The sequence below is a fragment of the Chroococcidiopsis sp. CCNUC1 genome, from assembly GCF_023546805.1.
GTDB classification, from domain to species: Bacteria; Cyanobacteriota; Cyanobacteriia; order Cyanobacteriales; family Chroococcidiopsidaceae; genus Chroococcidiopsis; species Chroococcidiopsis thermalis.
Genome location: NZ_CP097480.1, coordinates 3383447 through 3408835, shown reverse-complemented (window position 1 = coordinate 3408835; position 25389 = coordinate 3383447). Strand labels below are relative to the sequence as shown.

Sequence of the window (25389 nt, the reverse complement as noted above, 5' to 3'; positions counted from 1 at the left end):
TGTTACTTGTCGAGGGTGTAGGGTGGAGTGAGTGGTGAGTGGTGCGTGGTCACTGGTCACTGGTCACTGGTCACTGGTTACTGTCTATGCTTCCCACCGTCATTTTACCTGGATTTTTAGAAGCCGCGATCGCCTACCGTCCGTTGGAAAAATTTTTACAACAGTCAGGCTTTCCTACCGTTACGGTTCCCTTACAACGACAAGATTGGTTCCCCACGTTAGGAGGTAGACCGATGACTCCAATTTTGCTGCAACTGCATCGCACGGTCGAGCAAGTTTTACGGCAATACAACACAGCTAAAGTGAATTTGATCGGTCATTCTGCTGGCGGCTGGATCTCGCGAATTTATTTAGGTGAAAAAGCTTACCTGGCTCGTAATGCGGCGATCGCCGCAATTCCCCCTTGGGAAGCTTACCGCTTTGTTGCCACGTTAGTCACGCTGGGAACTCCCCACATTAGCCAAGAACGCTGGACGCGCTGGAATCTCGATTTTGTCAACAATAACTATCCTGGTGCTTTTTACAGTTCCCGAGTGCGCTACGTTTGCGTTGCTGGTAAGAGCATCTTCGGACAGCGACGGCGAGGAAGTTGGCTGGCATACAGCAGCTATCGCTTGACCTGCGGACAAGGAAATTGTTGGGGTGATGGCATTACCCCAATCGCAGCAGCTCATTTAGAGGGAGCAGAAAATTTAATTTTAGAGGGAGTCAAGCACTCTCCCAAAGCCCCTGGAATTTGGTACGGTTCGCCTCAAGTTGTACCGAGTTGGGTGTCGTATTTGGAGTAAGGGAACAGGGGAAAGAGAGCTGAGGAAGCGCAAGGTTGCTGAGGGAGAGAAGAGATTAAACAACTCCTGACTTCTGACTCCTGACTCCTGACTCCTGACTTCATGTCTTACCATCTCCCCCTCTAGAAAGAACTCTTCAAATGAGTGACTTGGTTAGCATCTTAAAGAAAGTACACATTTTGAGAGTACTGAGAAGCGGGAGTTATGAAGAGTCTTTCCTATGAATTCGTTTTGAAACGAACGGCGACAATACTATCTGTAGCATTGTTAACATTGTGCGCGATCGCCGCTGTGACTGGCATTTTATTATCTTTTTATTACGAACCAGTGGCAGGTGGTGCGAATCAGGCTTTGCAATGGATCGATACGGAGATTCCTAACGGTCAAATCATTCATGGCTTACACGATTATGCCGGAACCTTACTAATTGGTGTAGCACTGATTCAAATGGTCGTGATGTTCTTGGGTAGGCAGTTTCGCCGTAGTTGGTTAACTGGTTGGATTAGCAATATTTTACTGATCCTCAACGCGATCGCTTTAGCTTGGACGGCAATGATTCTCGATTGGAGTCAAGTCGGTTACTGGCGCTTTCGGATCGAATTAAGTACCATCGAAGCCATTCCTTTTATTGGTTCTACCCTGCGAGATGTCATCACGGGTGGTGGTGCAGTGAATACAACCACAGTCGAACACCTCTACACCATCCACAGCTACATTATTTCCGGTAGCGCCATAATGTTAGCGATCGTTCACTTATTGGGCGTATTATGGCAAGAAAAACAGCAAACACCTATTGCATCTGTCACATCCGCAGAGTCAAAAACGAACGCGCCACGGGAATTAATCAAAAATTCTTAACTTGTCTTTTGTACGGGCGGGTTTATCTAAAATCTCGCTCGGAGTCTGAGGTATTTGGTAAAAACCCGCCCCTACAAATTTATTGACTTTAAATTGTAGAGACATTTTGGCTCGGAAGAGGAATTTCTTCGACTTCGGGCAATTTTTCTAAAGCAAGGCGTTTTGCTGGTGTCGCCCCCGATAGCCGTTTCAATAGATTTGGTCTGGGATCGTGTAATAAGTAGATTAAGCGATCGCCTGGTTGCCATTGTTCTGTTGCAGGAACGACAAGTAACCGATCTTCGCGTTCTAGGAGTAACGGGACTAATTCTCCTGCCCAAATCAAAGCTTGCAGATGGGCTTGTTGCAAAGCAAAGCCTGCTTCGCTGAGAGTTGTCGTGCCTAATTTTACGCGATCGCTGTTAATATACTCGTTCCAAGTTTTAATCGGTATATCCGATCCAAAAGCTCGATCGATCCGATTGCGATTTATTGAGGTACTTGCTTGTGGATTGCGGGGAAAAACAGCCAGCACTCTTGGTGGTTGAAATTCTTCTACAGCCCTTTGTGCCAAGACGTAATTAACTTCTCCATTATTGGTCATTGCCAAAAACGTTCCCATAGAAGCTAGTCCTGCCTCTTCTAGCACTGTTGTATCTAAAGCGCTGCTAGAAAAAACCTTCAAGTTCTGTGCCTGGGCTTGCTGACACGCTACAGGATCGGTATCGATCATCGACACGGCTTCTCCCCGTTCTTGGAAAAGACGAGCAATTAACAAACTCAAAGGGTTGCAGCCGACAATCACCACCCCAGTTGCTTGCGTAGAGCTGATTTGCAACCAATTTGCTACCCAGCCAGCAGTTAAACCTTGACAGGCGACAGTCATGATAATTGTTAAAAAGACTAATGCCTTGATCGAGTCTCCACCGTTAATCCCGCGTTCGGTCAGGAAAATCGAAAATAACGAAGCGACAGAAGCGGCAACAATTCCTCTAGGTGCAACCCACGATAAAAACAATTTTTGTCGCCAATTTAAATCGCTGTTGATGGTGCAAATACCAATATTTAGGGGACGGACGACAAACATTAACACGAGGACGGTGAATAAACTGCCCCAGCCTAAAGCAAAGATACTGGCAATGGATAAATCTGCGGCAAGCAAGATAAATAGTACTGACACGCCGAGAATCGTTAGCTGACCTTTAAATCGTCGTAATAATCGTTCTTCTGGCAAGGAAGCAGAACCCAAAACCACGCCTGCAACTACTGTCGCCATTAGTCCAGATTCGCTGCGACTGAGTTGGGCTAGGGTAAATAAACCCCATAAACCTGCTAAGACAACGAGATTTTTTAGTTCGTCAGAAATAAAGTGAGCGCGTTTGAACATGAAGGCAAGACACCAACCACCAGCAGCCCCAATGCTCCCACCAATGCCTAGACGCAGCGTCAAGCCACTAATTGCCATCCAAGGGTCGGTTTCGCCATTTAAAACTGTATCGAGTACCACAACGGCGAGAATTGCCCCTACAGGGTCGATTAACACCGCTTCTCCTTCTAATAGAGTTCCTACCTGACGGTCTACTTTAATCGTGCGTAATAGTGGCGAAATTACCGTAGGACCCGTTACCACTACCAAAGAAGCATAAAGGAAAGCGATCGCCCAGGGAAACTCTCCCAGCCAATGCGCTGCCATACTCCCACCCAACAGAGTAATTAGGGTTCCCACAGTAACGAGATTTCTCAAACTACCAGAAACTTTACCCAGTTCTCGTAGTTCTAGGTTCAACCCTCCCTCAAATAGGATCACGGCGGTAGAAAGCGCCACAATTACTTCCAACCCAGCACCTAAAACTTGAGGGTGCAGCACGTTCATCCCATCAGAACCCAACAAAATTCCAAATAGCAACAAAAAGACAATGCTAGGGAGTTTGAGGTATTCTGCTATAACTTGAGCGCTAATCCCTGCAATTACAGCAATTACCATTTGCAGGGTAATTTCAAAAGATGCTTCCATATTTAGAAAGTTAGCAAAAGTGCTGTCCGAACCCTGGTGACGGGAGAAATCTCTAAAATAGGCGCGGCTCCATTATGCTGACAATTCTCTGCATCATCTATAGTAGTCTATAGGCAATTTGTATTTTAAAATACAAGTTGTTCCGATCTTAAAGATAAATAGAAACACTTCATATCATAACTAGGCTGTAACTGAGATTGAGTCAGAATACTGTCATCAACTGTCAGTATGACTTTCGCGATCGCATTTGCCAACTGCCATATTAGAAGGCGATCGCACGTACCTGCTATTTTTGAATGACAATCTCAACTCGTCGATTCTTCTGTCGTCCTTCAGGGTTATCCGAACCGTCTGCCTTAGTATTAGCAGCAACAGGGACAGTTTCACCATATCCTCGTGTTGTCATTCGTGCTGACTCGATCCCACTCTGCTGCATCAACCAACGTTTAACTGAATTAGCACGGCGTTCGGAAAGATTTTGATTATATGAATTATCCGCGATCGCATCTGTATGTCCGTCAATCCTGACTGAATTGTTAGCATAACGCTGCGTTAATACTGTTTCGACTTGGCGTAGAGCAACTTCTGCGTCGGGACGAATATTATCTTTATCGAAGTCAAATAGCACATCTGCTGGCAGAATAATCGCTGTTAAATCTCTGTTTTCTCTAACTTCCACTCCTTTAAACGTAATTTCTTTCAGCTTTATCGGCTTCAATTCTACCGATCTAAATTGAATCTGTTTAAATTTGAGTGGTTTAACTTTAATTGGCTTGACCTGAATAGGTTTGACCTGAATAGGCTTAACCTCATTTGGTTTAACCTCTGTCTGCTTAGTTTCCACGCTAAGATTTTGCTGTTGGAGTTCCGATTGTTGAAATTCTGCGGGTTTAAACTCTAGGTCTTTAGATGAAGTTGCTTGTTGTCCGTTGCTACAAGCAGCGATCGCCAAAGCAGTTGCTATGCTACATGAAAACAGAAAAAGTCGCATTTTCTTCCCTCAAGCGAGTCAAGCGTAGCTCCTAAAAATTGCCAGCATATTCTACTCAAACAAATTTAGCCCTCAACATTTCGGATTCTGGGCAATAAATTTGTCAATCCAGTATCATACACTACATTACTTCCAGACAGACTCGGAAAAAACCTCTCACCTCTTACCACTTCCCCCTTGTCCCCCTTGTCCCCCTAATCCCCCTTGTCCCCCTTATCCCCCTTGTCCCCCTTGTCCCCCTTCGCCCCCTAATCCCCACTCCCTTCGGTCGTGGGGAAGAGCGAGTTCCCCCTTGTCCCCCTTGTCCCCCTTATCCCCCTTGTCCCCTCAGCCTCCTCAACTCCCTCAGCTCCCTACTCCCTGCTCCCTAACTAAGTAAGATAGAGAAAGATCGGTCTATTTTGTCGCGTCCATGACCTCAACTCTGCTCAAAACTCCTCCAATATCTACCCCCAAACTGCACCGACTTGCTAACGGGTTAACGATTGTAGCTCAGCAAATGCCTGTAGAAGCGGTTAATCTCAGTTTATGGGTTAACGTCGGTTCGGCAGTTGAATCAAATGCTATCAACGGCGTAGCTCATTTTTTGGAGCATATGGTGTTTAAAGGCACTCCACAACTGACAATGGGTGAATTCGAGCGTCGCATTGAGGCGCGGGGTGCGATCGCTAATGCAGCAACCAGTCAAGATTACACGCAATTCTACATTACGACTGCTCCGTCAGATTTTGCAGCTTTAGCACCACTGCAAATCGATATCGTTCTCAACAGTTTAATTCCCGATGATGCGTTTGAGTTAGAACGCTTAGTCGTGTTAGAAGAAATTCGTCGCTCTGACGATAATCCTCGTCGCCGGACTTTTCAACGGGCGATGGAAATGGCTTTTGACCGCTTACCCTATCGGCGCTCAGTTTTGGGTACGGTGGATGCGATCGCGCAATTACAACCGCAGCAAATGCGCGACTTTCACGCTACCTGGTATCAACCTCAGTCCATCACAGCATCGGTTGTTGGTAACTTACCCGAAACAGAATTAATCGAAATCGTCGCCAATAGTTTTGCTAAACATACTCCCGACTCCCAACATCCTAGTAGGGGCGCACAGCAGTGCGCCCCTACCGACTCCCGACTCCACCCCGAACCCCCCTTCACTCAGATCGTCCGCCACGAATTCGTCGATCCCAGCTTGCAACAAGCAAGACTCGTCATGCTGTGGCGGGTTCCAGGGTTAGTACAGCTAGAGCAAACTTACGCCCTAGATGTTTTAGCAGCAATTTTGAGTCACGGGCGCACGTCGAGATTGGTGAGAGAACTGCGGGAAGAAAAGGGCTGGGTTTCCAATATTTCTGTGAGTAACTTGACACAGCACCTACAAGGGCTATTTTACGTTTCTGCCCAGATGCCAGTAGAAAACCTAGAGATGGTCGAAGCAGCGATCGCATCCCAGATCGAGAAGATACAGTCTGCTCCCGTACAGGAATCAGAAATCGCCCGAGTCGGCACTCAAGTTGCCAATCGCTTTATTTTTGCTAACGAAACCCCCAGCGAACGCGCTGGTTTGTATGGCTACTATCAATCTTTAACCGGAAACTTAGCATCCGCCTTAGAGTATCCAAATAAAATTCAAGCTCTCACTACTGCCGACTTACAAGCTGCTGCCGTGCAATATCTTTCTCCCTCGGCTTACGGTATCGTTACCACTAAACCCGAATAAGAGTATATATGTGGACGGAGATTGCCCATCATATTTCCAAGATTTCAGGAAAAGAGTTTTTTGTCAATAGTCAGCGGACAGTGAGTGGCGGTTGCATTAACCAAGGCTACACCGTTACCGATGGCGATCGCACTTACTTTGTCAAACTCAATTCCCCCTCCCAGACTGCCATGTTTGAAGCAGAGGCGCTGGGATTAAAACAAATGTTGGCTACGGCAACGATTCGTGTCCCACAACCGATTTGCTGGGGAACAACCGATAAGTCTGCATACATTGTTTTGGAATGGTTGGACTTAGGACGTGGAGGAACTCCGGCTTGGGCAGAAATGGGACGACAGCTAGCAGCAATGCACGATCGCAGCAGCAATCAAGCGTTTGGCTGGGATATAAATAATACGATTGGTTCTACACCGCAAATCAATACTTGGATGACGGATTGGGTAGAATTCTATACTCAACACCGCTTAGGCTATCAATTTCAGCTAGCAAAACGTAGAGGCGGACGCTTTCCCCAACAGGAAAAGTTACTTGCGGCAATTGGGCAAATCCTGGCAGGACATCAACCGTCACCTTCCCTAGTCCACGGGGATTTGTGGGGTGGTAACGCCGCTTTTACCAGTGCTGGAGAACCCGTCATTTTCGATCCTGCAACATATTACGGCGATCGCGAAGTTGATGTTGCCATGACTGAATTATTTGGTGGTTTTCCAGCCGCTTTTTATCAGGGATATAACGAAGTTCTACCGCTAGATTCTGGGTACGAACGGCGAAAAATTCTCTACAATCTCTATCACATTTTGAACCACTTCAACTTATTTGGTGGGAGTTACGAGTCTCAGGCAAATGGGGCGATCGCGAGACTTTTAGGTTGATAGCGGTTTTCAATTGGATGCAATGCACGTCTGGTAGGGGCGCTTTCTCTGTGCGCCCCTACAAATATCATCCACACAACCGAGAATTGCTATGAAGGTATAACAACAATTAGATTCAAGGTTAATTGACTCTCCAGCTAACTAGAGGGTTGATAATAGATAAGTAGGGATAAATGCAGTTAGAGCAGTCGCCGTACATAAGATTGACTTTGGAGGCGTATTATGTTGGTTCAAGAGCGATCGCTACTCATCGGTCAAGTAACGGCTATGAGCGGTGTCCCAATTAGAACGATCCGCTATTATGAAACTCTGGGTCTGTTGCAATCTTCCAGCCGCACTGAAGGAGGCTTCCGACAGTTTTCCCCCGATGTCTTGACTCGGCTATCATTCATCAAACGCGCTCAAAAACTCGGTCTGAGTCTGGAAGAAATTAAAGAAATTCTTGATGTTTACGATCGCGGTAATTTGCCTTGCGGTGAAGTTAAAGAGAAGTTAGAAGATAAATTGCGACAGATCGATCGCCAAATTCAGCAGTTGATGACATTGCAGGCTGAATTGAAGGGATTACTTTCGGGTTGGGAGTCTGTACCAGTTCCGCAGCCTGGAACAATTTGCCCGATTATTCAAGCAGATGAAGACGATAAAGCAACCGAAGCACGGAATTAAAGAGGTTTCAAGCTCCTGATTTTAATCGTAGGGTAATTCTGAATTCCGAATTCATAATTCCGCATTATACATGACTGCCCGATCGATCGAACAGCCAGTAGGTGAATTGACTTATGCAGCCATAGCTGTAGCCATCTGGCGACAAGTCTCAGCACAACGACGGCAAGTTTGAGCGCAGCGCTTGCAATGGTCGTGGTCGTGCTTCTCGCACTCAGTGGCACAGCGATCGCAGGCTTCAGCACAAACACTACACATTTGCCCGTGAAGGTCTGAATTACGCGACATAAACCGGGCGCATAAATCGCAAGTATCGGCACAATCGCGACATCGCTTGATACATTCAGCCATCATTTGTACCATATCTTCACTTAGGCAAGCATCGGCACAGTTTTCGCACTCGCGCAGACAATCGAGACAAGCCTGAATGCAAGTTTCAAGTAATGATTGGTGAGATTGAGCTGCTGTCATAACTCTCCTCCAAAAGCTTTAAAAACAAAATAATGAAGCAGTCATTATGCTTCTGTAGTTTCACTTTAGAAGGTAGCAAATGCGATCGCCTCTTTCTAATGGTATGGAGCAGATTTATGACTGTAGAGATACAGTAATTTCATCCTAATTTCATCTTGGTTTTGTAATACTTGAATCTTGGTACAATGCAAACTCTTTATTGAGTGCAACCTTCATCTTGTATGAGCAGTCATATCCTTGTGTAAACGTAATAGTTGACTCTCTAGTCAGCTAGAGATTTCATAATTGAGATGGTAATTTTCAAGCTATTGAATGGATAGAAAGTCATTTATGCAAAATAATTCTGGAAAAACTAAAGTTTTGGTAATAGCTCTAACAGCGATCGCCACAATGACAAGTGGTTTACTAGCTGCTAGTTTTGGACTCTCGGCAAAAGACAGCAAAACTGCCAACAATACCAACGCTCATTTGAAGCAGAATATGCAACATGGTGGCAGCATGATGCAACATGGTAGCGGCATGATGAATCACAGCATGTCGATGGATTTAGGTCCAGCTGATGCCAACTACGATCTGCGATTCATTGATGCGATGAGAATGCATCACCAAGGGGCGATCGAGATGGCAAAAGAGGCACAGCAAAAATCAAAGCGTCCTGAAATCAAAAAACTAGCGGATAACATCATCACTGCTCAAAATCGGGAGATTGGGCAAATGAAACAGTGGCGACAAGCCTGGTATCCCAAAGCAGGCAAGCAGATGATGGCTTATCACTCTCAAATGGGACATATGATGCCGATGTCATCAGACCAGATGCAAGGCATGATGATGAGCCAAGATTTAGGTGTAGCTGACTCTCAATTCGACCTCCGCTTCATTAATGCAATGATTCCGCATCATGAAGGTGCGGTGACAATGGCTCAAGACGCGCTGAAAAAGTCGCAGCGACCGGAAATTAAGCAATTGGCAAAAAACATTATTAGCGATCAACAGAAAGAGATTGCTCAAATGAAGCAGTGGCGCAAAGCTTGGTATAACCAGTAGATCGCATACATTGTAGCGCTAACGTAGGGGCGCACAGTTGTGCATCCCTACAGATCGTGTATCTCATCCAATTGAAAACTGTTCAAATTGAATCGGCGATCGCAATTTCATCTTGATTTCATTCGCATGGGGGAAACTGAATAATCAGTAGTGCAGTTGTAGCACTCGTTTGCTCTGATGGTACGCGAGGATATTTCTATATAAATAATGCGCAAATCACACCTGAAGCGATCGCCTGCACCGCTTTGCCGCATATCGGGAGCGATCGTTAGCCTAGCGATCGTGATGGTTCCCGTAACTGTGTTAGCTCACGGCGGACACGGAGATGAATTTCACGGCGGAAGTGAGGCAACTCAAACGACTGACTCGATTCAAGTCGATGCCCAAACTGTCAAGCGTTTGGAAATTAAAGTAGAACCAGTTAAGCGACAACAACTCGCTGTAGGACTACCAGCAACTGGACAAATTGAAACTTTGCCCAATCGACAAGTAGAAGTTACGACACCGATTTCAGGAGCTAAGGTAGCCCAATTATTAGTACAACCTGGTGCTTACGTGCAAGCAGGTCAACCTGTTGCTATTTTAGCGGCTCCCGACTTAGTAGAACTGCGCGTCACTTCCCAAGAAAAGCGAGCCGAGGCACGAGCAGATTTACAAAAAGCGCAAGCAGATCTAAGGCTAGCGCAACAAAACTATCAGCGTTTCTCACAAATTGCTGCCGCAGAAATTGCCCAAGCACAAAGTCAAGTAGACTTTGCTCAAGAAAAATCTGACAAAGACCAAATTTTATTAACTCAAGGCGCAATACCCCGTCGCCAAGCTCTAGAATCTCAAACTCAGCTAGCCGAAGCCAAAGCTAAACTGACAGCAGCAGATAGCCGCCGAGATGTCATTGCAGCCGAAGCCGATCTCAAACGCGCTCAGTCATCCGTGCAAGCGGCTCAGTCGCATTTAAGTCTCAGCGACACAGCATATCAAACTCGACTACAACAACTGGGTGCAAAAGCTAATGCGCAAGGACAGGTAACAGTTACAGCTCCTATTTCAGGTAGAGTTGCCGATCGCGACGTGACTCTCGGTCAATCCTTCGAGGATACAGGTGGCAAGCTGATGACAATTGTAAATGACAGTCGGGTTTATGCCACAGCCAACATTTATGAAAAAGATTTAAATAAAGTCAAAAACGGTCAAACAGTTAGAGTCACAGTTGCTTCTATGCCTAACCGAACTTTCACTGGACGAGTTGCTGTAATTGGTTCGGTTGTAGAAGGCGAAACACGGGTAGTACCTGTCAAAGCCGAGATCGATAACTCTGGCGGAGTCCTAAAACCAGGGATGTTTGCCCAACTAGAAGTACTTGCAGATAGAACAGCGACAGCTCTGGCAATTCCTAGCTCAGCTGTGGTAGAGGCAAACGGCAAACACATGGTTTACATCCAAAATGGGAATGCCTATCAACCTGTTGAAGTGATTTTAGGTCAGACCATTGGGGATACGATTGAGGTCAAAAGCGGGTTGTTTGAGGGGGATGCGATCGTCACTCAACGCGCGCCTCAACTATACGCACAGTCTTTACGGGGAGGCGGGAAGGCAGGGGAGCAGGGGAGCAGGGGAGCAGGGGAGCAGGGGGAGCAGGGGGAGAAAAAACTTCTGCCTCTACCACAACAGGATTGCAATTTCCTTGGTGGTTGGCAGGAGCAACAGGCGGACTGGTAATTGGTATTGCTGCTTTCGCGGCAGGTGCTGTTTGGTCTAGTCGTCGTACCAAGTCTCAGCTCGTGCCAGCGTCTACAGGATTTGCTGACGAAGTGAATGAGTATCGAAATGGTAAAAGTTCTAGCAGATCGACTTATCCTGCATCCGAACCAGGCGAGAGCGGAGAGTCTGTTTTTGGTGACGAATCAAATTCGATGAACGACAACCATCATACGAGAAGCCAGCAGTCAGAGATCGGAGATTGGAAGTAAAGATATTTTTGGTAAGTCAATGCTCAATTCCATCCTGAAGTGGTCAATTATTCAACGCTGGCTGGTTGTTCTGGGAGCAATTATTGTCACCATATTAGGAATTTACAATTTAAGGCAGATGCCCTTAGATGTTTTTCCGAATTTTGCACCGCCCCAAGTTGAAATTCAAACAGAAGCACCAGGACTAGCTCCTGAAGAAGTCGAATCTTTAATTACATTACCAATTGAAAGTGCCATCAATGGTACGCCTGGAGTGACGACAGTACGCTCGTCTTCTGCGGTTGGAATTTCCGTTGTCAAGGTCATCTTTAGCTGGGACACTGATGTATTTCAAGCTCGCCAGTTGGTGACAGAACGATTGCAGCAAGCCCAAAGTAAGCTACCTCAGAACATCGAGCCACCGCAAATTTCTCCAACTAGCTCTCCCATCGGTACGATGTTGCAATATGCGTTTACTGCTGAGACGACACCACTGATGGAAGTGAGGCGGCTGGTCGATCGCGATATGACTAACCGCCTGCTGGCAGTGCCAGGAGTTTCTCAAGTCATTGCCTATGGAGGAGATATTCGCCAATATCAAGTGTTGACCGATCCTGCAAAGTTACAAGCCTTTAACGTGTCTTTAGCAGAAGTTACCGAAGCAGTACGAGCGGCGAATACCAATGCTGCTGGTGGCTTTCTTGTCAACCCAGATCGAGAATTATTAATTCGGGGCATCGGGCGAATTTCATCAATCAAGGAGTTAAAACAATCGGTCGTTACTGCCCGTAACGGCAAACCCGTATTACTCAGTGATGTAGCCGACGTACAAATCGGCGCAGCTTTGCAACGGGGTGATGGCAGTTTCAACGGTCAGCGAGCGGTTGTCGTGATGGTTAACAAGCAACCTCAAGCTGATACTCCGACCGTGACAAAAGCGATCGAAGCAGCGATCGCAGATATTCAGCCTAGCCTACCCAAAGATGTTAAAGTTACCGTTTCTTTTCGCCAGCAAAACTTCATCGACGATGCAATTAAAAATGTTGAAGATTCCCTGCGCGATGGCATCATTATTGTTTCCGTTATCTTAGTGCTGTTTTTGATGAATTGGCGTACTGCCGTCATTACTCTCAGCGCTATTCCTTTATCAATATTGATTGGATTGCTAATTTTGAATTGGTTTGGTCAAGGCATCAACACGATGACTTTGGGAGGACTAGCGGTAGCAATTGGCTCGGTGGTAGATGACTCAATTGTGGATATGGAAAATGCCTACCGAGGGTTACGAAAAAATCAGCTAGCGGGAAATCCGGTTCATCCCTTCCAAGTGGTCTACGATACTTCAGTCGAAGTGCGCGTGAGCGTGCTATTTTCTACAGTCATTATCGCTGTGATTTTTGCCCCAATTTTTACGCTGACTGGAGTAGAGGGTCGAATTTTTGCTCCAATGGGTGTGGCTTACTTAGTCTCTATTTTTGCTTCAACTCTGGTAGCAATGACGCTCTCGCCAGCCTTGTGTGCCATCTTGTTAGCCAACCGCCGATTACCAGAGGATGAAACTTGGGTTTCGCGTTGGTCTCAACGGTTGTATCGTCCCCTACTCAGATTTTCCATTCGCGTTCCGAGTATCATTCTGACGATCGCAGTGGCTTTATTTATCGCCTCCGCGATCGTGCTACCGTCGCTAGGACGAGTGTTTTTACCGGAATTTCAAGAGCGATCGCTTGTCAATGCGATGTTGCTATACCCTGGTGTTTCATTAGAAGTCACAAACAAGTCAGGGATGGCAATTCAAGAGGCGCTTAAAGGCGATCCTCGGTTTGAGTCGGTGCAGTTACGCTCTGGACGTGCGCCTGGAGATGCAGATGCGGGTGGTGTCAACTTGGGACACGTAGATATAGAAATTAGCGATGAAGGAATCAAAGATCGAGCAGCGACTATTGAAAAGGTTAGAGCAGAATTTGCGAAATTACCAGGTGTTGCTCCTAGTATTGGTGGTTTTATTTCTCACCGCATGGATGAGGTACTATCTGGGGTGAGAAGTGCGATCGCGGTGAAAATTTTTGGTCCCGAACTGGATGAACTACGCAGTATTGGTGCTGAAGTTCAGGCAACAATAAGCAACGTCCAGGGGATCGTAGATTTGCAGCTAGAACCCCAAGTTCCAATTAAACAGGTACAAATTCAATTCGATCGCGCTGCTGCTGCTCGTTACGGTCTTTCAGTCGGTCAACTATCAGAAGCGATCGAAACTGCCTTAAATGGACGAGTCGTTTCTCAGGTATTGCAAGAACAACAGTTATTCGACTTATTAGTATGGTTAAAACAGAGCGAGCGCAATAACTTAGAAACTATCAGAAATTTATTAGTCGATACTCCCAACGGACAGAAAATTCCTCTGGCGACTGTTGCTAAAATTGACTACGGTACTGGTCCCAATACCATTAATCGGGAAAATGTATCGCGATTAATTGTTGTTTCTGCTAATGTATCCGGTCGAGATTTAGGTTCTGTTATTGAAGATATTCGCACTAATATTAAACAGCGAGTGCAACTGCAATCTGGCTATTTTATTCAATATGGTGGTCAGTTTGAATCAGAGCAACGAGCCACTCAAAACTTACTCCTATTTGGTGGTTTAGCTATTATCATTATTGCAGTTTTAATGTACTTTGCCGTCAAGTCAATATCTGCCATGTTGATGATTCTAATTAACCTACCCTTGGCTTTGGTAGGAGGCATTTTTTCTGTGGCTTTGGGTGGTGGAGTCATTTCTGTAGCTTCAACGATCGGATTTATCACTTTATTTGGAGTCGCCACGCGCAACGGTTTACTATTAGTTGAAAACTACAACGCCAAGTTAGCGCAGGGAATGCCCTTGCAGTCAGTCCTATTTGAGGGTTCTATGGAACGACTAGCGGCTATTTTAATGACGGCTCTTACCTCAGCACTAGGTATGGTTCCGCTGGTGATTGGTAGTGGAGCAGGTAAGGAAATTTTGCAACCTTTAGCGATCGTGGTTTTAGGTGGGTTGTTTACTTCCACTGCATTAACCCTGCTAGTTATTCCAGCTTTATATGCTCAATTTGGTAAATTTTTGGTTCCATACAATTCAGTTACAAACGATAGAGCCTCAAATATCCCCCCTAGCTCCCTATATGATTCAGTTAAAAGTATAAGATCCTCGAAGATCCCCCCTAGCCCCCCTTAAAAAGGGGGGAATATTGCCCCCCAATTCATCGGGGGTTGGGAGGATCGAGTCTTATCTGAGCTGTATTGCCCTAGCTCCCCTTGGAAAAGGCAGAATCATAGCCCCCCTTAAAAAGGGGGGTTGGGGGGATCGTCCGCTCTGCAACCTATGAGTTTTTATTTCCCAAAAAGACTGAGCTAGTGTCAGATTTAGATATAACTCAACGTTCCGTCATGTAGAAGCGTAATTGCTCAAGATATTCTTGTTTACAAACATTACATCAATTGGATTTGAATCATGAAAACATTCCATTCAAACTTATTATTTTTAGGTGTTGCAGGATTTATTTTCTTAGGGAGTAGCGATCGCGACTCAAACGTTATAGCTTCAGAAATTAAAGCGCAAGCTGAAATAATTAGTGAAACAGCAGGTGCAACTAAAGATAGTAAAAGTAAAAAAGGTGGTCAGGTTGTAGAATCAGGAGCTTATCACTTAGAGCTAGTTACTCTGAAAGAAGATAAGGGAACGCATTTAGATTTCTATCTGCAAAGAGGAGATAGTCACGCAACAATTCCTAATGCTAAAGTAATGGCTCAAATTCAAATGCCCGATGGTACGCAAAAAACACTTCCATTTCAGTATGACACTAAGGGTCAACACTACACAGCTTTGCTTGCAGGAAACAAAACTGGTCAATATCAAGTGAAAGTTACTGCCGATATTAAAGGTGAAAAAGTCAACGGACGTTTTAGTTTTAAGCAGTAATTTGTATGCAACAGTATGAGAGTGCTACTAGTTGAAGACGAACCAGACTTAGGAACTGCCATCAAGCGCACCTTAAACCAAGAAAAATATGTGGTTGACTTGGTTTTCAACGGTACGGAAGCTTGGGATTACCTAGAAAACCAGCAGATGCAGTATACGCTAGCTATCTTTGACTGGTTGTTACCTGGTATGTCAGGTATAGACCTTTGTAAGCGGTTAAGGAGGCAAAACAGCCCGCTACCAGTGTTAATGCTAACTGCCAAAGATAGCGTCGAAGATAGAGTTGCTGGCTTGAGTGCAGGGGCAGATGATTATCTAGTAAAGCCATTTAGTATGGCGGAACTGCTAGCAAGAGTTAAAGCACTCCATCGACGATCGCCTCAACTTCAACCCCAACAACTACAAGCAGGTAATTTAATTTTGGACTACGATACCCGCAGTGTCTATCGTCTGGAGCGCTCCGGTGGTAAGCAGTTAGTCGAATTAACGAATAAAGAGTTTCAGCTGCTAGAGTATTTCATGAAGCATCCAAACCGGATTGTCACTAGCGAGCAGATCCGCAATCAACTTTGGGAAGTCACGGCGGATACGACAAGTAATGTTGTAGCAGCTCAAATTCGCCTGCTCAGAAGACGATTAGCAGTAGTAGATAGCGATCGCGCGATCGAAACGGTCTCTGGTAGAGGCTATCGCCTGAATATTCCCAATGCAGCAAAATAAGCTTTTTTCTCAAACTCGCTGGCAACTTGCAATTTGGTATGCTTCTGTCATGAGCTTTATTCTCGGTCTACTTGGCTTTGGAGTCGAGCGGGCAATTATCCACGCTCATTGGCAAACTCTCGACCGAGAGATAGAGGTTGTCGCTGGTACGCTACACGACGATGTTGAAAAAGATTTACGGCAACCAGGACGTTTAGAACCAACAATTCAACAGTTGCTACAGATATCACAGAGGGATAAACGCCACGTATTAGGGGCAATTCACCAGGGCGACTACTATGCTAGGTTTTTAAGTCTTTCGGGAGAGAATGTCGCTGCTCTGGGTTTCTTACCGGATGCTTTACCTTTAACGTCAGGAGAACCCATGTGGCAAACCTTAACCGACAGTCAAGGAAATCGCTACCACCAAATTTCTCTCTCGCTGCATACTCAAGACAATCGCCCTTGGGGATACATACAAGTAGGACGCAGCCTCAGCGACGTGGACGCTTATTTAGCCAATGTCAAGTTAGTGTTGTTGCTGGGGTTGCCAAGTGCGATTATGCTCGTAGCGGTTTCGAGTTGGTGGCTGGCAGGTAGAGCCATGCAGCCAGTATACCAGTCATACCAACAGATTCAACAGTTTACGGCTGATGCCGCTCACGAGCTGCGAACTCCACTAGCTGCACTGTCAGCAACCGTTGAATCGGCACTGCGATCGCCCCATTTGCCCGAACCAGAAGCACGCGAGATTTTGCAAACCGTCAACCGCCAGAACCAACGACTCACGGCATTAGTTGCAGATTTGCTACTCCTATCGCGTATGGAGCGTCAATCTTTACCAGTGCGACATCAACTTTGTTGTCTTAACGATATTATTAGCGATTTGGTAGAAGAACTGGAATCTCTGGCGCTTGCCGCAGCAGTCACGTTGAAAGCTGAAATTAAAGTCTATAAGCCATTACAGATCGTCGGGGATGAAGAGCAGATGTATCGTCTGGTGACTAACTTGATGGTTAATGCTATTCAATACACCCCTACAGGCGGTTGTGTTAGGGCGATTTTAGACAAAGAGGACGATCGCGCCATCATTCGAGTTGCAGATACAGGTATCGGGATTGCACCGGAACATCAGCAGCGGATTTTCGATCGCTTTTATCGCGTGAATAGCGATCGCTCTAGGATGACTGGTGGTTCTGGTTTGGGATTGGCGATCGCAATGGCGATCGTTCAAGCACACAAGGGCAGCTTGGAGGTACACAGCGAGTTGGGCAAAGGCAGTACCTTTACCGTTCGATTACCACTAGGAGTTGCGACACTGTAGGGAGCGCACGAGCAGAGAGCAGATATACAACCTCCCAATTACGATTTGCCATCACCTGAAGTCTGGGAATGGCGATCGCCGTTATTGTGCCAACGTGTCAGCATTTGAGTTAAAGCTGACTCGACTTGTGGTGAAAGTCCCACCGTTCCAGAACGCAAGTGGAGATCGTGCTGTGGAAAAGGGATCTCAATTTCTTTTTGGTTCAGCACGTCATAAATTTTATAGTACAGATCGCTAGTGAGTAAAAATTGCCGCTCCGGTTCCTTAGTCCAAACCAATAATTCAAAATCTAGGGCGCTGTCACCAAAGCTTTTAAACAGCACTTGGGGCGGGGGAGACTTTAACACCTTGGGATGGTTGCGAGCTGCTTCTAGCAAAGCGGCTTCTACAGCTTTGGCATCGCAACCATAGGCAACGCCAACCGGGAGATGGAGGCGCGAGATTGGGTTATGGTGGCTCCAGTTGATCACTTCATTTTCGAGAAAGCGGGAATTCGGCACGATGATCGAAACGCGATCGAGGGTGCGAATTTCAGTGCTTCTGGCTCCAATCCGCTCGACAGTTCCTTTATAGTCTCCTACTTCAACAAAATCCCCCACCTGAATTGGGCGCTCGAACACCAATACGATCCCGCTACCGAAATTTTTGGCAATATCCTGCAAGCCGAAACCAATCCCCACACTTAAGGCACTGGCAACGATCGCTAAAGAACTAATATCAAGTCCCCAGATTTGCAGCAATACCAGCGAGCCAACAAAGATCAGACCGTATTTCGCAAGAATGGCGATCGCTTCCTGAGCGCCGCGATTGATGCCAGCATACCGCAGCACGCGAGAGCGAAACAGATTGGTGACAATTCCAGCAAAGATGACTAAGCCAAACAGCAATCCGGCTAAAATTACCAAGTCGATGACAGAGTAAGAGTTATTGCTCAACGTCAAAATTGGCGATGCCAGACTAGTCGTAAGAACGCTAGCAATTTGGTAACTCCACTGCCGCGTAAAGGGAAACAAGTTCGTGATGTAAAGGACAACCCCTACCCAAAGTCCAATCCGCGCGATCGCTAACACGAGTTTGAACAAAAATTCTAATATGCGTAGTGGTTGGCGATCGGCATCAGCTTCCGTACTAGCAGTTAATTGCTCTTGAGCCGCTTGAAAGAAACGATGCTTAATCCATCCCAATCCCCACGTTAAAGCAGCAGCTATCAGGACAATTCCTGCTGCTAAAAGAATAGTTTGCCAAAGATAAGCTGTCGTTCTTTCCGTTTTTGCTCGCTCCAATGCCTCCTGAATTTGCTGCACCCATTGGCTTGCTTGCTCTTGTGGCGTGCTACCTGGGATTGCATCTCGTTCTGTAACTGTCAGCAGGTAGCGATCGTTTAATAAAATTGTCGGTAACTGGTTGCGTTGTTCAATTTCTACTTGGATCGGTCGATCGGCTTGAACTACATTTTGTAGTTGTTTAGCGATCGCCTCTGCTCGTTCCCGAGCGCTGTATTGTCCTGAATTGCTGACTTGAAAGATTGGCTGTCCGTCTAGCATGACAGGGACTTTTGTAGGTGTCTGGGCGATCGCGGGAAACCACAATCCCAAGGCTAGGACTATAGCAATAATTGCACTTATGAAGTTAGATGCGAATCGAAAACGGCGAGAACGAACCATGCAAATCTCTATCGAGTTATTTGAGTAATTTGAACTAAGGAATAGTACTTCTAATTATTAGGCGATCGTTTGATACACTCAAATGAGTATTTTTGACACAAAAAATTTATCCTACTGTTGAATTACTAACATCTTCCTTGAGAAAGACAGTACAAATTCGTTTTCATAAAAATAGCTCTTGCAGTCTCTCGATGCTGGATGAGCGGGTGAGTGCGATCGCGTAAATTCGCTCGGCTCGAAGTTTAAGCTTTTCTTGACAAAAAGCTTGGAAGCTGTGAGGTTTGCTAGAATTATTGACTGGCTATTATGAAAACTGAGTTTTCATTATTGAAAAACGTATCGAATCGATTGACATCCATTAAAACTTTTACTCCATTAGTGCAACCAGAATATGAGCATGGCGATCGCGGGTTACACGCTACTAGAAGTTATAACTGAATGCACTAACACGACTGTTTATCGTGCTTATAGGGATACAGACAAAACCTCAGTTATTATTAAAACTCCAAAAGCCGAGCGTACATCTATAGAAGAGCTGACTTACTTAAAACACGAGTATAACATTCTTCACGACCTGAAACTAACAGGGTTCGTTCAACCATTGGCTTTGGAGAGTTATCAAAGCGGCTTAGCCCTAATCTATGCAGATTTTCCAGGGATATCTTTAAAAAGACTGCTTGAATCGCAACAAAAAATTGGATTAATTAGCTTTTTATCAATCGCTATTCAATTAGTTTCAGCCGTCGCTCAGATGCATCAACACAACATTATTCATAAAGATATTCAGCCCTGCAATATCTTAGTTAATCCCGAAACAGGTCAAGCGATCTTTATCGATCTTAGCCTTGCTTCACGCTTGCCTATAGAGAATCAGACCATTCGTCATCCTGAATTGTTGGAAGGCAATCTAGCCTATATCTCACCAGAGCAAACTGGTAGGATGAACCGCGCGCTCGATTACCGAACTGACTTTTATTCATTAGGTGTGACTTTCTATGAAATGCTGACAGGACAGTTACCATTTCAGGCAAACAATCCACTAGAACTTATTCACTCTCATATTGCTAAAGCCGCAATATCGCCTAGAGAACATCAACCAGAAATTCCGCCAGCGATCGCCCAAATCGTGATGAAATTGCTAGCAAAAACCGCAGAAGACCGCTACCAAAGTGCATTGGGTTTAAAGGCTGACTTAGAAACTTGTCTGAGAATGTTACAGACAACCCAGAAAATTTCTTCCTTCCGTGCAGGTCAACTCGATTTATCTAGTCAATTTCTAATTCCCCAAAAACTTTACGGTCGCGAACGAGAAGTTGCAACTCTCATAGATGCTTTCGATCGCGTCAGTCGAGGTGCGACGGAGATGATGTTAGTCAGCGGTTATTCTGGGGTTGGTAAATCTTCTTTAGTTAACGAAGTTCATAGACCAATTGTGGGAGCGCGGGGATATTTTATTTCGGGAAAATTTGACCAATTTAAGCGAAATATTCCTTATGCTTCTTTAATTCAAGCGTTTCAAGAATTAATCCGGCAATTACTGACCGAAAGTAGCGATCGCATTGCCAGTTGGCAAGCAAAACTTTTGACAGCTTTAGGTTCTAACGGTCAGATAATTATTGACGTGATTCCCGAAGTCGAACGTATTATTGGCGTGCAGCCAGCAGTTCCTAGTTTAGGAATCACTGAATCTCAAAACCGATTTAATCGAGTATTTCGACAATTTATTCACGTATTTACTCAACCAGAACATCCGCTAGTTATCTTTTTAGATGATTTACAGTGGGTCGATCTAGCTTCTTTAAAACTGATTCAGTTGCTTGTTTGTGACTCGCATAGTCAATATTTATTATTAATTGGAGCTTATCGCAATAATGAAGTTAATAGCTCTCATCCTCTCATATCAACTCTGGCTGAGATTCAACAAGCTCATGTCGTAACGAACAATATTGTCCTTCAGCCTTTGCAAATTACTCACACTAACCAATTAGTTGCTGATACTCTTCGCACGAACACGACTACAACTAAGACGCTGGCTGAATTAGTTTTTAAGAAAACTCAAGGTAATCCTTTTTTCTTAACTCAACTACTAAAATCTCTATATCAAGAAAAACTGTTGACATTTGATTTCGATCGCGCTGGCTGGCAGTGGGACATTCATGTGCTTCAAGAAATTGATATTACTGACAATGTTGTGGAATTAATGGTTAGCCAAATTCAAAAATTATCACCAAAGACGCAGAAAGTTCTGAAGTTTGCTGCCTGTATTGGAGATAAATTTACATTAGATATTTTAGCCATTGTCAATGAGAAATCTTTATTGGAAACTGCGAAAGATTTATGGGAAGCCCTACAAGTAAATCTAATTTCACCCCTTTCTGAAGCCTATAAAATTCCGCTAGTTATCGAGCCAGACACCTCAACAATTTTATTAGTTAAACCATTAAAAGTTAGTTACAAATTTTTACACGATCGCGTCCAGCAAGCAGCTTATTCTCTCATTCCCGATTCACAAAAACAAGCAACTCATTTAAAAATAGGTCAATTATTACTTAAAAATACTGCAATTGAAGAACGAAAAGAAAATATTTTTGCTTTAGTCAATCACCTAAATTACGGTGCTGACTTACTCACTTTAGACGCGGAAAAATCCGAGCTAGCCGAACTCAACCTGATCGCAGGTCAGAAAGCGAAAGCAGCAACAGCGTATGAGTCTGCTATGCGCTACTTTAAAATGGGTTTGGGATTATTAACAGCAAATAGCTGGCAGAATCAGTACGAGCTAACACTGGCACTCTACGAATCAGCGGTAGAAACAGCTTACCTGAATGGCGACTTCGAGCAAATGGAGCAATGGGCAACGATTGTCTTACAACAGGCAAAAACTCCCATTGACAAAATGAAAGTTTATGAAGTCAAAATTCAAACTTGCATGGCGCAAGTCAAACAACTAGAAGCGATCGCCATTGGCTTACAAGCACTGGAACTGCTGGGGGTAAGATTACCCCAGTCCCCTAGTCCCTTAGATTTGCAACACGCACTCAGCCGCACAGCAACAAATTTGGCTGGGAAAAATATCGAAGACTTGATTAACCTACCGTTAATGACTGAGGTTGATAAGCTAGCAGCCATCAGAATGCTAACCAGCTTAGGTTCTCCCACCTATCAAGCCGCACCGATGTTATTTCCCTTGGTTGTCTGCGAACAGGTGAATTTATCGCTGGAATTTGGCAATACACCTTTTTCGGCTTACGGTTATGTTTGTTACGGCGTGATTTTAAACGGCATAGTTGAGGATGTTGAGTCGGCTTATCAATTTGGTAAGTTGGCTTTGAACTTAGTGGAACGATTCAACACCCTAGAACTCAAAACTAGTGTATTTTTTGTTGCCGGATCGTGTACGATGCATGGAAAAGTACACGCTAAAGAGACTTTGCCACTGCTACTGAATGGATATCAAAATGGATTGGAAAACGGGCATTTTGAATATGGTGGCTATGCTGCCATGCAAAGATGCCAATATTCCTATTTTACGGGTCAGGAACTGGCAAATCTGGAGCGAGACATGGCAAACGTCAGCGATGCTCTGCTTCAGTTAAAGCAAGAAAATGCCTTAAGTTGGAATCAAATCTTTCAGCAGTCAGTAGCTAACTTACTCGAACCAACTCAAAATCGTTGCTGTTTGTTAGGTAAAGCGTACAACGAAGAGCGATCGCTACCGCTATTACAGAAAGCCAACGATCGCACCGGACTGCACTATTTTTATATAAACAAACTGATTCTTTGTTATTTATTTGGCGAGTACGAGCAAGCGTTAGAAAATGCAGATCGAGCCGTACAGTATTTAGATGGAGTCAAAGCATTTCTGGTTGTGCCAGTCTTCTATTTCTACGATTCTCTGGCACAAATTGCCATGTATCCCTCAGCATCGCGATCGCAACAAGAACAACTTCTAGACAGAGTACTCAATAACCAGAAAAAGATGCAAAAATGGGCAGGCTATGCCCCGATGAATTTTCAGCATAAGTACGAATTAGTAGCAGCAGAGCAAGCGCGGGTATTAGGTCAATATTGGCAAGCTATGGAGTCTTACGATCGCGCAGTTGCTGGAGCTAGAGAGCATGGCTATATTCAAGAAGAAGCCTTAGCAAATGAATTAGCAGCCAAATTTTATTTTTCACAAGGCAGAGATAAAATCGCTCAAGTTTATTTAGTCGAAGCTTACTACGGTTATCTACATTGGGGAGCCACGGCAAAAGTTAAAGATATAGAAATAAAATATCCCCAAATTCTTGTGCGATTTCCGAAGCAAGAAGCCGTTCCTGACAATGTTAGTCAATCCTTAAACCCTATCTCGATTGAAAACCCCAAAAATCTAGATTTGGCAACTGTGATAAAAGCTTCACAAGCAGTTTCAGGTGAAATTGTTTTCGATAATTTGCTGACTAAACTCATGCAAATAGTGCTAGAAAATGCAGGGGCAGAAAAAGGATATTTAATCTTAGATAAGGCGGGAGAACTTTACATTGAAACGGCTGGAGGAATTGATCTAGATGAAATTGCGGTGCGGGAAGCGCTTCCTTTCAGAATATCGGAAACATTTGAGAATCATCCTATCCTGCCTATTTCTGCGATCAATTATGTAGCTAGAACTCTAGAATCTGTAGTTTTAAATGATGCAACTGTTAAGGAAATCTTTGCTAGCGATTCTTACATTGTCGCTCGCCAACCAAAATCAATTTTATGCACGCCAATTCTGCACCAGGGGAAACTGACGGGGATTCTCTACCTAGAAAACAATCTCACAACTGGAGCTTTTACACCCGATCGCCTGGAAATTTTACAACTGCTATCTGCTCAAGCCGCAATTTCAATCGAAAACGCTCGTCTCTATCACGATTTAGAAAATTATAACCAGTCTCTAGAAACAAAAGTTGCCGAGCGGACGTTAGAACTACAAGCAAAAAACGTGCAACTGCAACAGGAGATTGGCGATCGCCAGCGAGCAGAAATAGCAGCCGAGGCTGCAAGTCAGGCTAAGAGTGAATTTTTAGCCAATATGAGCCACGAACTCCGCACACCGCTAAATGGCATTTTGGGTTACGCTCAAATTCTCAAGAAAGAAAAAGCTTTGACCGAGCAACAAAAGAATGGTTTGGATATCATTCATCGCTGCGGCGATCACTTGCTGACTTTGATCGACGATATTCTAGACATCTCCAAAATCGAAGCCCAAAAAATGGAACTCGATTGTCACGATTTCAATTTTTTAGAATTTCTAGCGGGGATTGTCGATATCTGTCAAATTCGCGCCGAGCCAAAAGGCATTTGTTTAACTTACGAGCTGTCTAACCTACCGCAATTTATTCGTGCTGACGAGAAAAGATTGCGACAAGTCTTGCTGAATCTGTTGGGCAATGCCGTTAAGTTTACCGAAAAAGGTAGCGTGACTTTCAAAGTGAGCGATCGCGCTGGAAAGCTGCGGTTTCAAGTAGAAGATACTGGAATTGGCATGGCAGTAGAACAGTTAGAAGAAATTTTCTTACCGTTTCAGCAGGTAGGTAGGCATCGCGATCGCGTTGAAGGAACGGGGTTGGGTTTGGCAATTAGTAAGCAGTTGGTGCAAAAGATGGGTGGTGACATCAAAGTCAAGAGTACTTTGGGTCAAGGGAGTGTTTTTTGGTTCGAGCTAGAATTACCGAGAATTTACCAATTAGCTGAAGTTACTAACATAAGTAAACAAAGAATTATCGGTTTTCAAGGCAACAAATTGAAAGTGTTGGTAATAGACGATAAATGGTCGAACCGTTCTGTCATAGTTAATATGCTAGAGCCATTGGGGTTTGAAGTGTTAGAAGCGATCGACGGTCTTGATGGTTTGGCTAAGGCGCAGGCGTTTAAGCCTGATTGTGTCATCCTCGATTTGGTCATGCCTGGGATGGATGGGTTTGAAGTGACTCGTCATCTCAGGACATTGCCAGAGTTAACAGGCGTAGTGGCGATCGCAATCTCAGCTAGCGTGTTCGATTTCGATCGGCAGCAGAGTCAAGCAGTCGGTTGCGATGATTTTCTGCCAAAGCCAGTTCGCGAGACAGATTTATTAGAAAAATTAAGGATTCACTTAGGTTTGCAATGGATTTATGAGGAAGAATCGACAGAGAAAGCTTTAGATAATTCCTCAGCAAGCGAACTGGCAACAGGTGCGATCGTTCCTCCTCCAGCCGAGGAGATGGTGAAGTTACTCGATCTGGCAATGAGAGGTGACATTCGAGGCATTATGGAACAAGCCGTTAGAATTGAAGCATTAGATCGACGATACAGACCATTTGCGCTGCATCTGCGTCAACTCGCTAAAAGTTATAAAGAGAAACAAATTCTGGAGTTTGTGAAAAAATACTTAGATATCTAGA

Annotated in this window: 16 protein-coding genes and 1 pseudogene; 13 read left to right on the top strand and 4 right to left on the bottom strand. The window is 44.7% G+C overall.

What is annotated here, in order from left to right:
* The first annotated feature begins 86 nt into the window (after positions 1 to 86).
* Positions 87 to 788, top strand: a complete 702-nt coding sequence (locus M5J74_RS15930; RefSeq protein ID WP_041462487.1) for a triacylglycerol lipase — start codon at positions 87 to 89, stop codon at positions 786 to 788.
* Positions 789 to 992: 204 nt separating this feature from the next.
* Positions 993 to 1646 (top strand): cytochrome b N-terminal domain-containing protein, encoded by a 654-nt coding sequence (locus tag M5J74_RS15925; RefSeq protein ID WP_106218973.1) that lies wholly within the window; start codon positions 993 to 995, stop codon positions 1644 to 1646.
* Between the two features lie 88 nt (positions 1647 to 1734).
* Here M5J74_RS15925 and M5J74_RS15920 read toward each other — a convergent pair whose 3' ends face one another.
* Both M5J74_RS15920 and M5J74_RS15915 read right to left on the bottom strand, forming a co-directional pair.
* The gene (locus tag M5J74_RS15920; protein ID WP_015155058.1) at positions 1735 to 3639 is read right to left on the bottom strand and encodes a sodium:proton antiporter; all 1905 of its coding nucleotides are present in this window, start codon (positions 3637 to 3639) and stop codon (positions 1735 to 1737) included.
* A 286-nt stretch (positions 3640 to 3925) separates the two neighbouring features.
* A complete protein-coding gene (locus M5J74_RS15915) occupies positions 3926 to 4630 on the bottom strand; it encodes an OmpA family protein (protein ID WP_015155057.1) in 705 nt (234 codons plus the stop codon).
* A gap of 412 nt (positions 4631 to 5042) precedes the next feature.
* Here M5J74_RS15915 and M5J74_RS15910 point away from each other — a divergent pair, with 412 nt between their 5' ends.
* The 3 genes from M5J74_RS15910 (at position 5043) to M5J74_RS15900 (ending at position 7882) form a co-directional block, all read left to right on the top strand.
* The gene (locus M5J74_RS15910; RefSeq protein WP_015155055.1) at positions 5043 to 6344 is read left to right on the top strand and encodes a pitrilysin family protein; all 1302 of its coding nucleotides are present in this window, start codon (positions 5043 to 5045) and stop codon (positions 6342 to 6344) included.
* Between the two features lie 8 nt (positions 6345 to 6352).
* Entirely contained in the window at positions 6353 to 7216 is an 864-nt protein-coding gene (locus M5J74_RS15905; RefSeq protein WP_250012375.1) for a fructosamine kinase family protein, read from the top strand.
* Positions 7217 to 7438: 222 nt separating this feature from the next.
* Positions 7439 to 7882 (top strand): heavy metal-responsive transcriptional regulator, encoded by a 444-nt coding sequence (locus tag M5J74_RS15900; protein WP_015155053.1) that lies wholly within the window; start codon positions 7439 to 7441, stop codon positions 7880 to 7882.
* Between the two features lie 111 nt (positions 7883 to 7993).
* Here the strand turns inward: M5J74_RS15900 and M5J74_RS15895 are convergent, their stop codons facing one another.
* The gene (locus M5J74_RS15895; RefSeq protein ID WP_250012367.1) at positions 7994 to 8350 is read right to left on the bottom strand and encodes a four-helix bundle copper-binding protein; all 357 of its coding nucleotides are present in this window, start codon (positions 8348 to 8350) and stop codon (positions 7994 to 7996) included.
* A gap of 330 nt (positions 8351 to 8680) precedes the next feature.
* Between M5J74_RS15895 and M5J74_RS15890 the strand changes: the two genes are divergently transcribed.
* From M5J74_RS15890 to rppB, 7 genes and pseudogenes are all read left to right on the top strand, one after another.
* Positions 8681 to 9394, top strand: a complete 714-nt coding sequence (locus tag M5J74_RS15890) for a DUF305 domain-containing protein (protein ID WP_106169714.1) — start codon at positions 8681 to 8683, stop codon at positions 9392 to 9394.
* A 207-nt stretch (positions 9395 to 9601) separates the two neighbouring features.
* Positions 9602 to 10988: pseudogene (locus M5J74_RS15885) on the top strand (efflux RND transporter periplasmic adaptor subunit); the annotation flags it as partial.
* A gap of 76 nt (positions 10989 to 11064) precedes the next feature.
* Positions 11065 to 11361 carry a hypothetical protein gene (locus tag M5J74_RS15880; protein WP_250012364.1) on the top strand — a complete coding sequence of 99 codons (297 nt, stop codon included), beginning with the start codon at positions 11065 to 11067 and terminating at the stop codon, positions 11359 to 11361.
* 19 nt (positions 11362 to 11380) lie between these two features.
* Positions 11381 to 14551, top strand: a complete 3171-nt coding sequence (locus tag M5J74_RS15875; protein WP_250012361.1) for an efflux RND transporter permease subunit — start codon at positions 11381 to 11383, stop codon at positions 14549 to 14551.
* 276 nt (positions 14552 to 14827) lie between these two features.
* Positions 14828 to 15295, top strand: coding sequence for a hypothetical protein (locus M5J74_RS15870; RefSeq protein WP_106168256.1), 468 nt, complete (start codon positions 14828 to 14830; stop codon positions 15293 to 15295).
* A 15-nt stretch (positions 15296 to 15310) separates the two neighbouring features.
* On the top strand, positions 15311 to 16015 hold the full coding sequence (rppA, locus tag M5J74_RS15865) for a two-component system response regulator RppA (protein WP_015155047.1): 705 nt from the start codon (positions 15311 to 15313) through the stop codon (positions 16013 to 16015).
* On the top strand, positions 16002 to 17318 hold the full coding sequence (gene rppB, locus M5J74_RS15860) for a two-component system sensor histidine kinase RppB (RefSeq protein WP_250012359.1): 1317 nt from the start codon (positions 16002 to 16004) through the stop codon (positions 17316 to 17318). Before rppA ends, rppB begins: the two co-directional genes overlap by 14 nt.
* Before the next feature lie 38 nt (positions 17319 to 17356).
* On the opposite strand, the gene M5J74_RS15855 is transcribed toward rppB, so the two are convergent.
* Positions 17357 to 18982 (bottom strand): mechanosensitive ion channel family protein, encoded by a 1626-nt coding sequence (locus tag M5J74_RS15855; RefSeq protein WP_250012356.1) that lies wholly within the window; start codon positions 18980 to 18982, stop codon positions 17357 to 17359.
* Between the two features lie 391 nt (positions 18983 to 19373).
* Between M5J74_RS15855 and M5J74_RS15850 the strand changes: the two genes are divergently transcribed.
* Positions 19374 to 25388 carry a hybrid sensor histidine kinase/response regulator gene (locus M5J74_RS15850; RefSeq protein ID WP_250012353.1) on the top strand — a complete coding sequence of 2005 codons (6015 nt, stop codon included), beginning with the start codon at positions 19374 to 19376 and terminating at the stop codon, positions 25386 to 25388.
* The last annotated feature ends 1 nt before the right edge of the window (position 25389 follow it).

Bases quoted from the DNA above. Each gene is read 5' to 3' on its own strand.
- M5J74_RS15855 (WP_250012356.1), bottom strand. From the start codon at position 18,982: ATGGTTCGTTCTCGCCGTTTTCGATTCGCATCTAACTTCATAAGTGCA.
- M5J74_RS15870 (WP_106168256.1), top strand. From the start codon at position 14,828: ATGAAAACATTCCATTCAAACTTATTATTTTTAGGTGTTGCAGGATTT.
- M5J74_RS15890 (WP_106169714.1), top strand. From the start codon at position 8,681: ATGCAAAATAATTCTGGAAAAACTAAAGTTTTGGTAATAGCTCTAACA.
- M5J74_RS15925 (WP_106218973.1), top strand. From the start codon at position 993: ATGAAGAGTCTTTCCTATGAATTCGTTTTGAAACGAACGGCGACAATA.
- M5J74_RS15895 (WP_250012367.1), bottom strand. From the start codon at position 8,350: ATGACAGCAGCTCAATCTCACCAATCATTACTTGAAACTTGCATTCAG.
- M5J74_RS15850 (WP_250012353.1), top strand. From the start codon at position 19,374: ATGAGCATGGCGATCGCGGGTTACACGCTACTAGAAGTTATAACTGAA.
- M5J74_RS15875 (WP_250012361.1), top strand. From the start codon at position 11,381: ATGCTCAATTCCATCCTGAAGTGGTCAATTATTCAACGCTGGCTGGTT.
- M5J74_RS15915 (WP_015155057.1), bottom strand. From the start codon at position 4,630: ATGCGACTTTTTCTGTTTTCATGTAGCATAGCAACTGCTTTGGCGATC.
- M5J74_RS15910 (WP_015155055.1), top strand. From the start codon at position 5,043: ATGACCTCAACTCTGCTCAAAACTCCTCCAATATCTACCCCCAAACTG.
- M5J74_RS15900 (WP_015155053.1), top strand. From the start codon at position 7,439: ATGTTGGTTCAAGAGCGATCGCTACTCATCGGTCAAGTAACGGCTATG.
- rppA (WP_015155047.1), top strand. From the start codon at position 15,311: ATGAGAGTGCTACTAGTTGAAGACGAACCAGACTTAGGAACTGCCATC.
- M5J74_RS15920 (WP_015155058.1), bottom strand. From the start codon at position 3,639: ATGGAAGCATCTTTTGAAATTACCCTGCAAATGGTAATTGCTGTAATT.
- M5J74_RS15905 (WP_250012375.1), top strand. From the start codon at position 6,353: ATGTGGACGGAGATTGCCCATCATATTTCCAAGATTTCAGGAAAAGAG.
- M5J74_RS15930 (WP_041462487.1), top strand. From the start codon at position 87: ATGCTTCCCACCGTCATTTTACCTGGATTTTTAGAAGCCGCGATCGCC.
- rppB (WP_250012359.1), top strand. From the start codon at position 16,002: ATGCAGCAAAATAAGCTTTTTTCTCAAACTCGCTGGCAACTTGCAATT.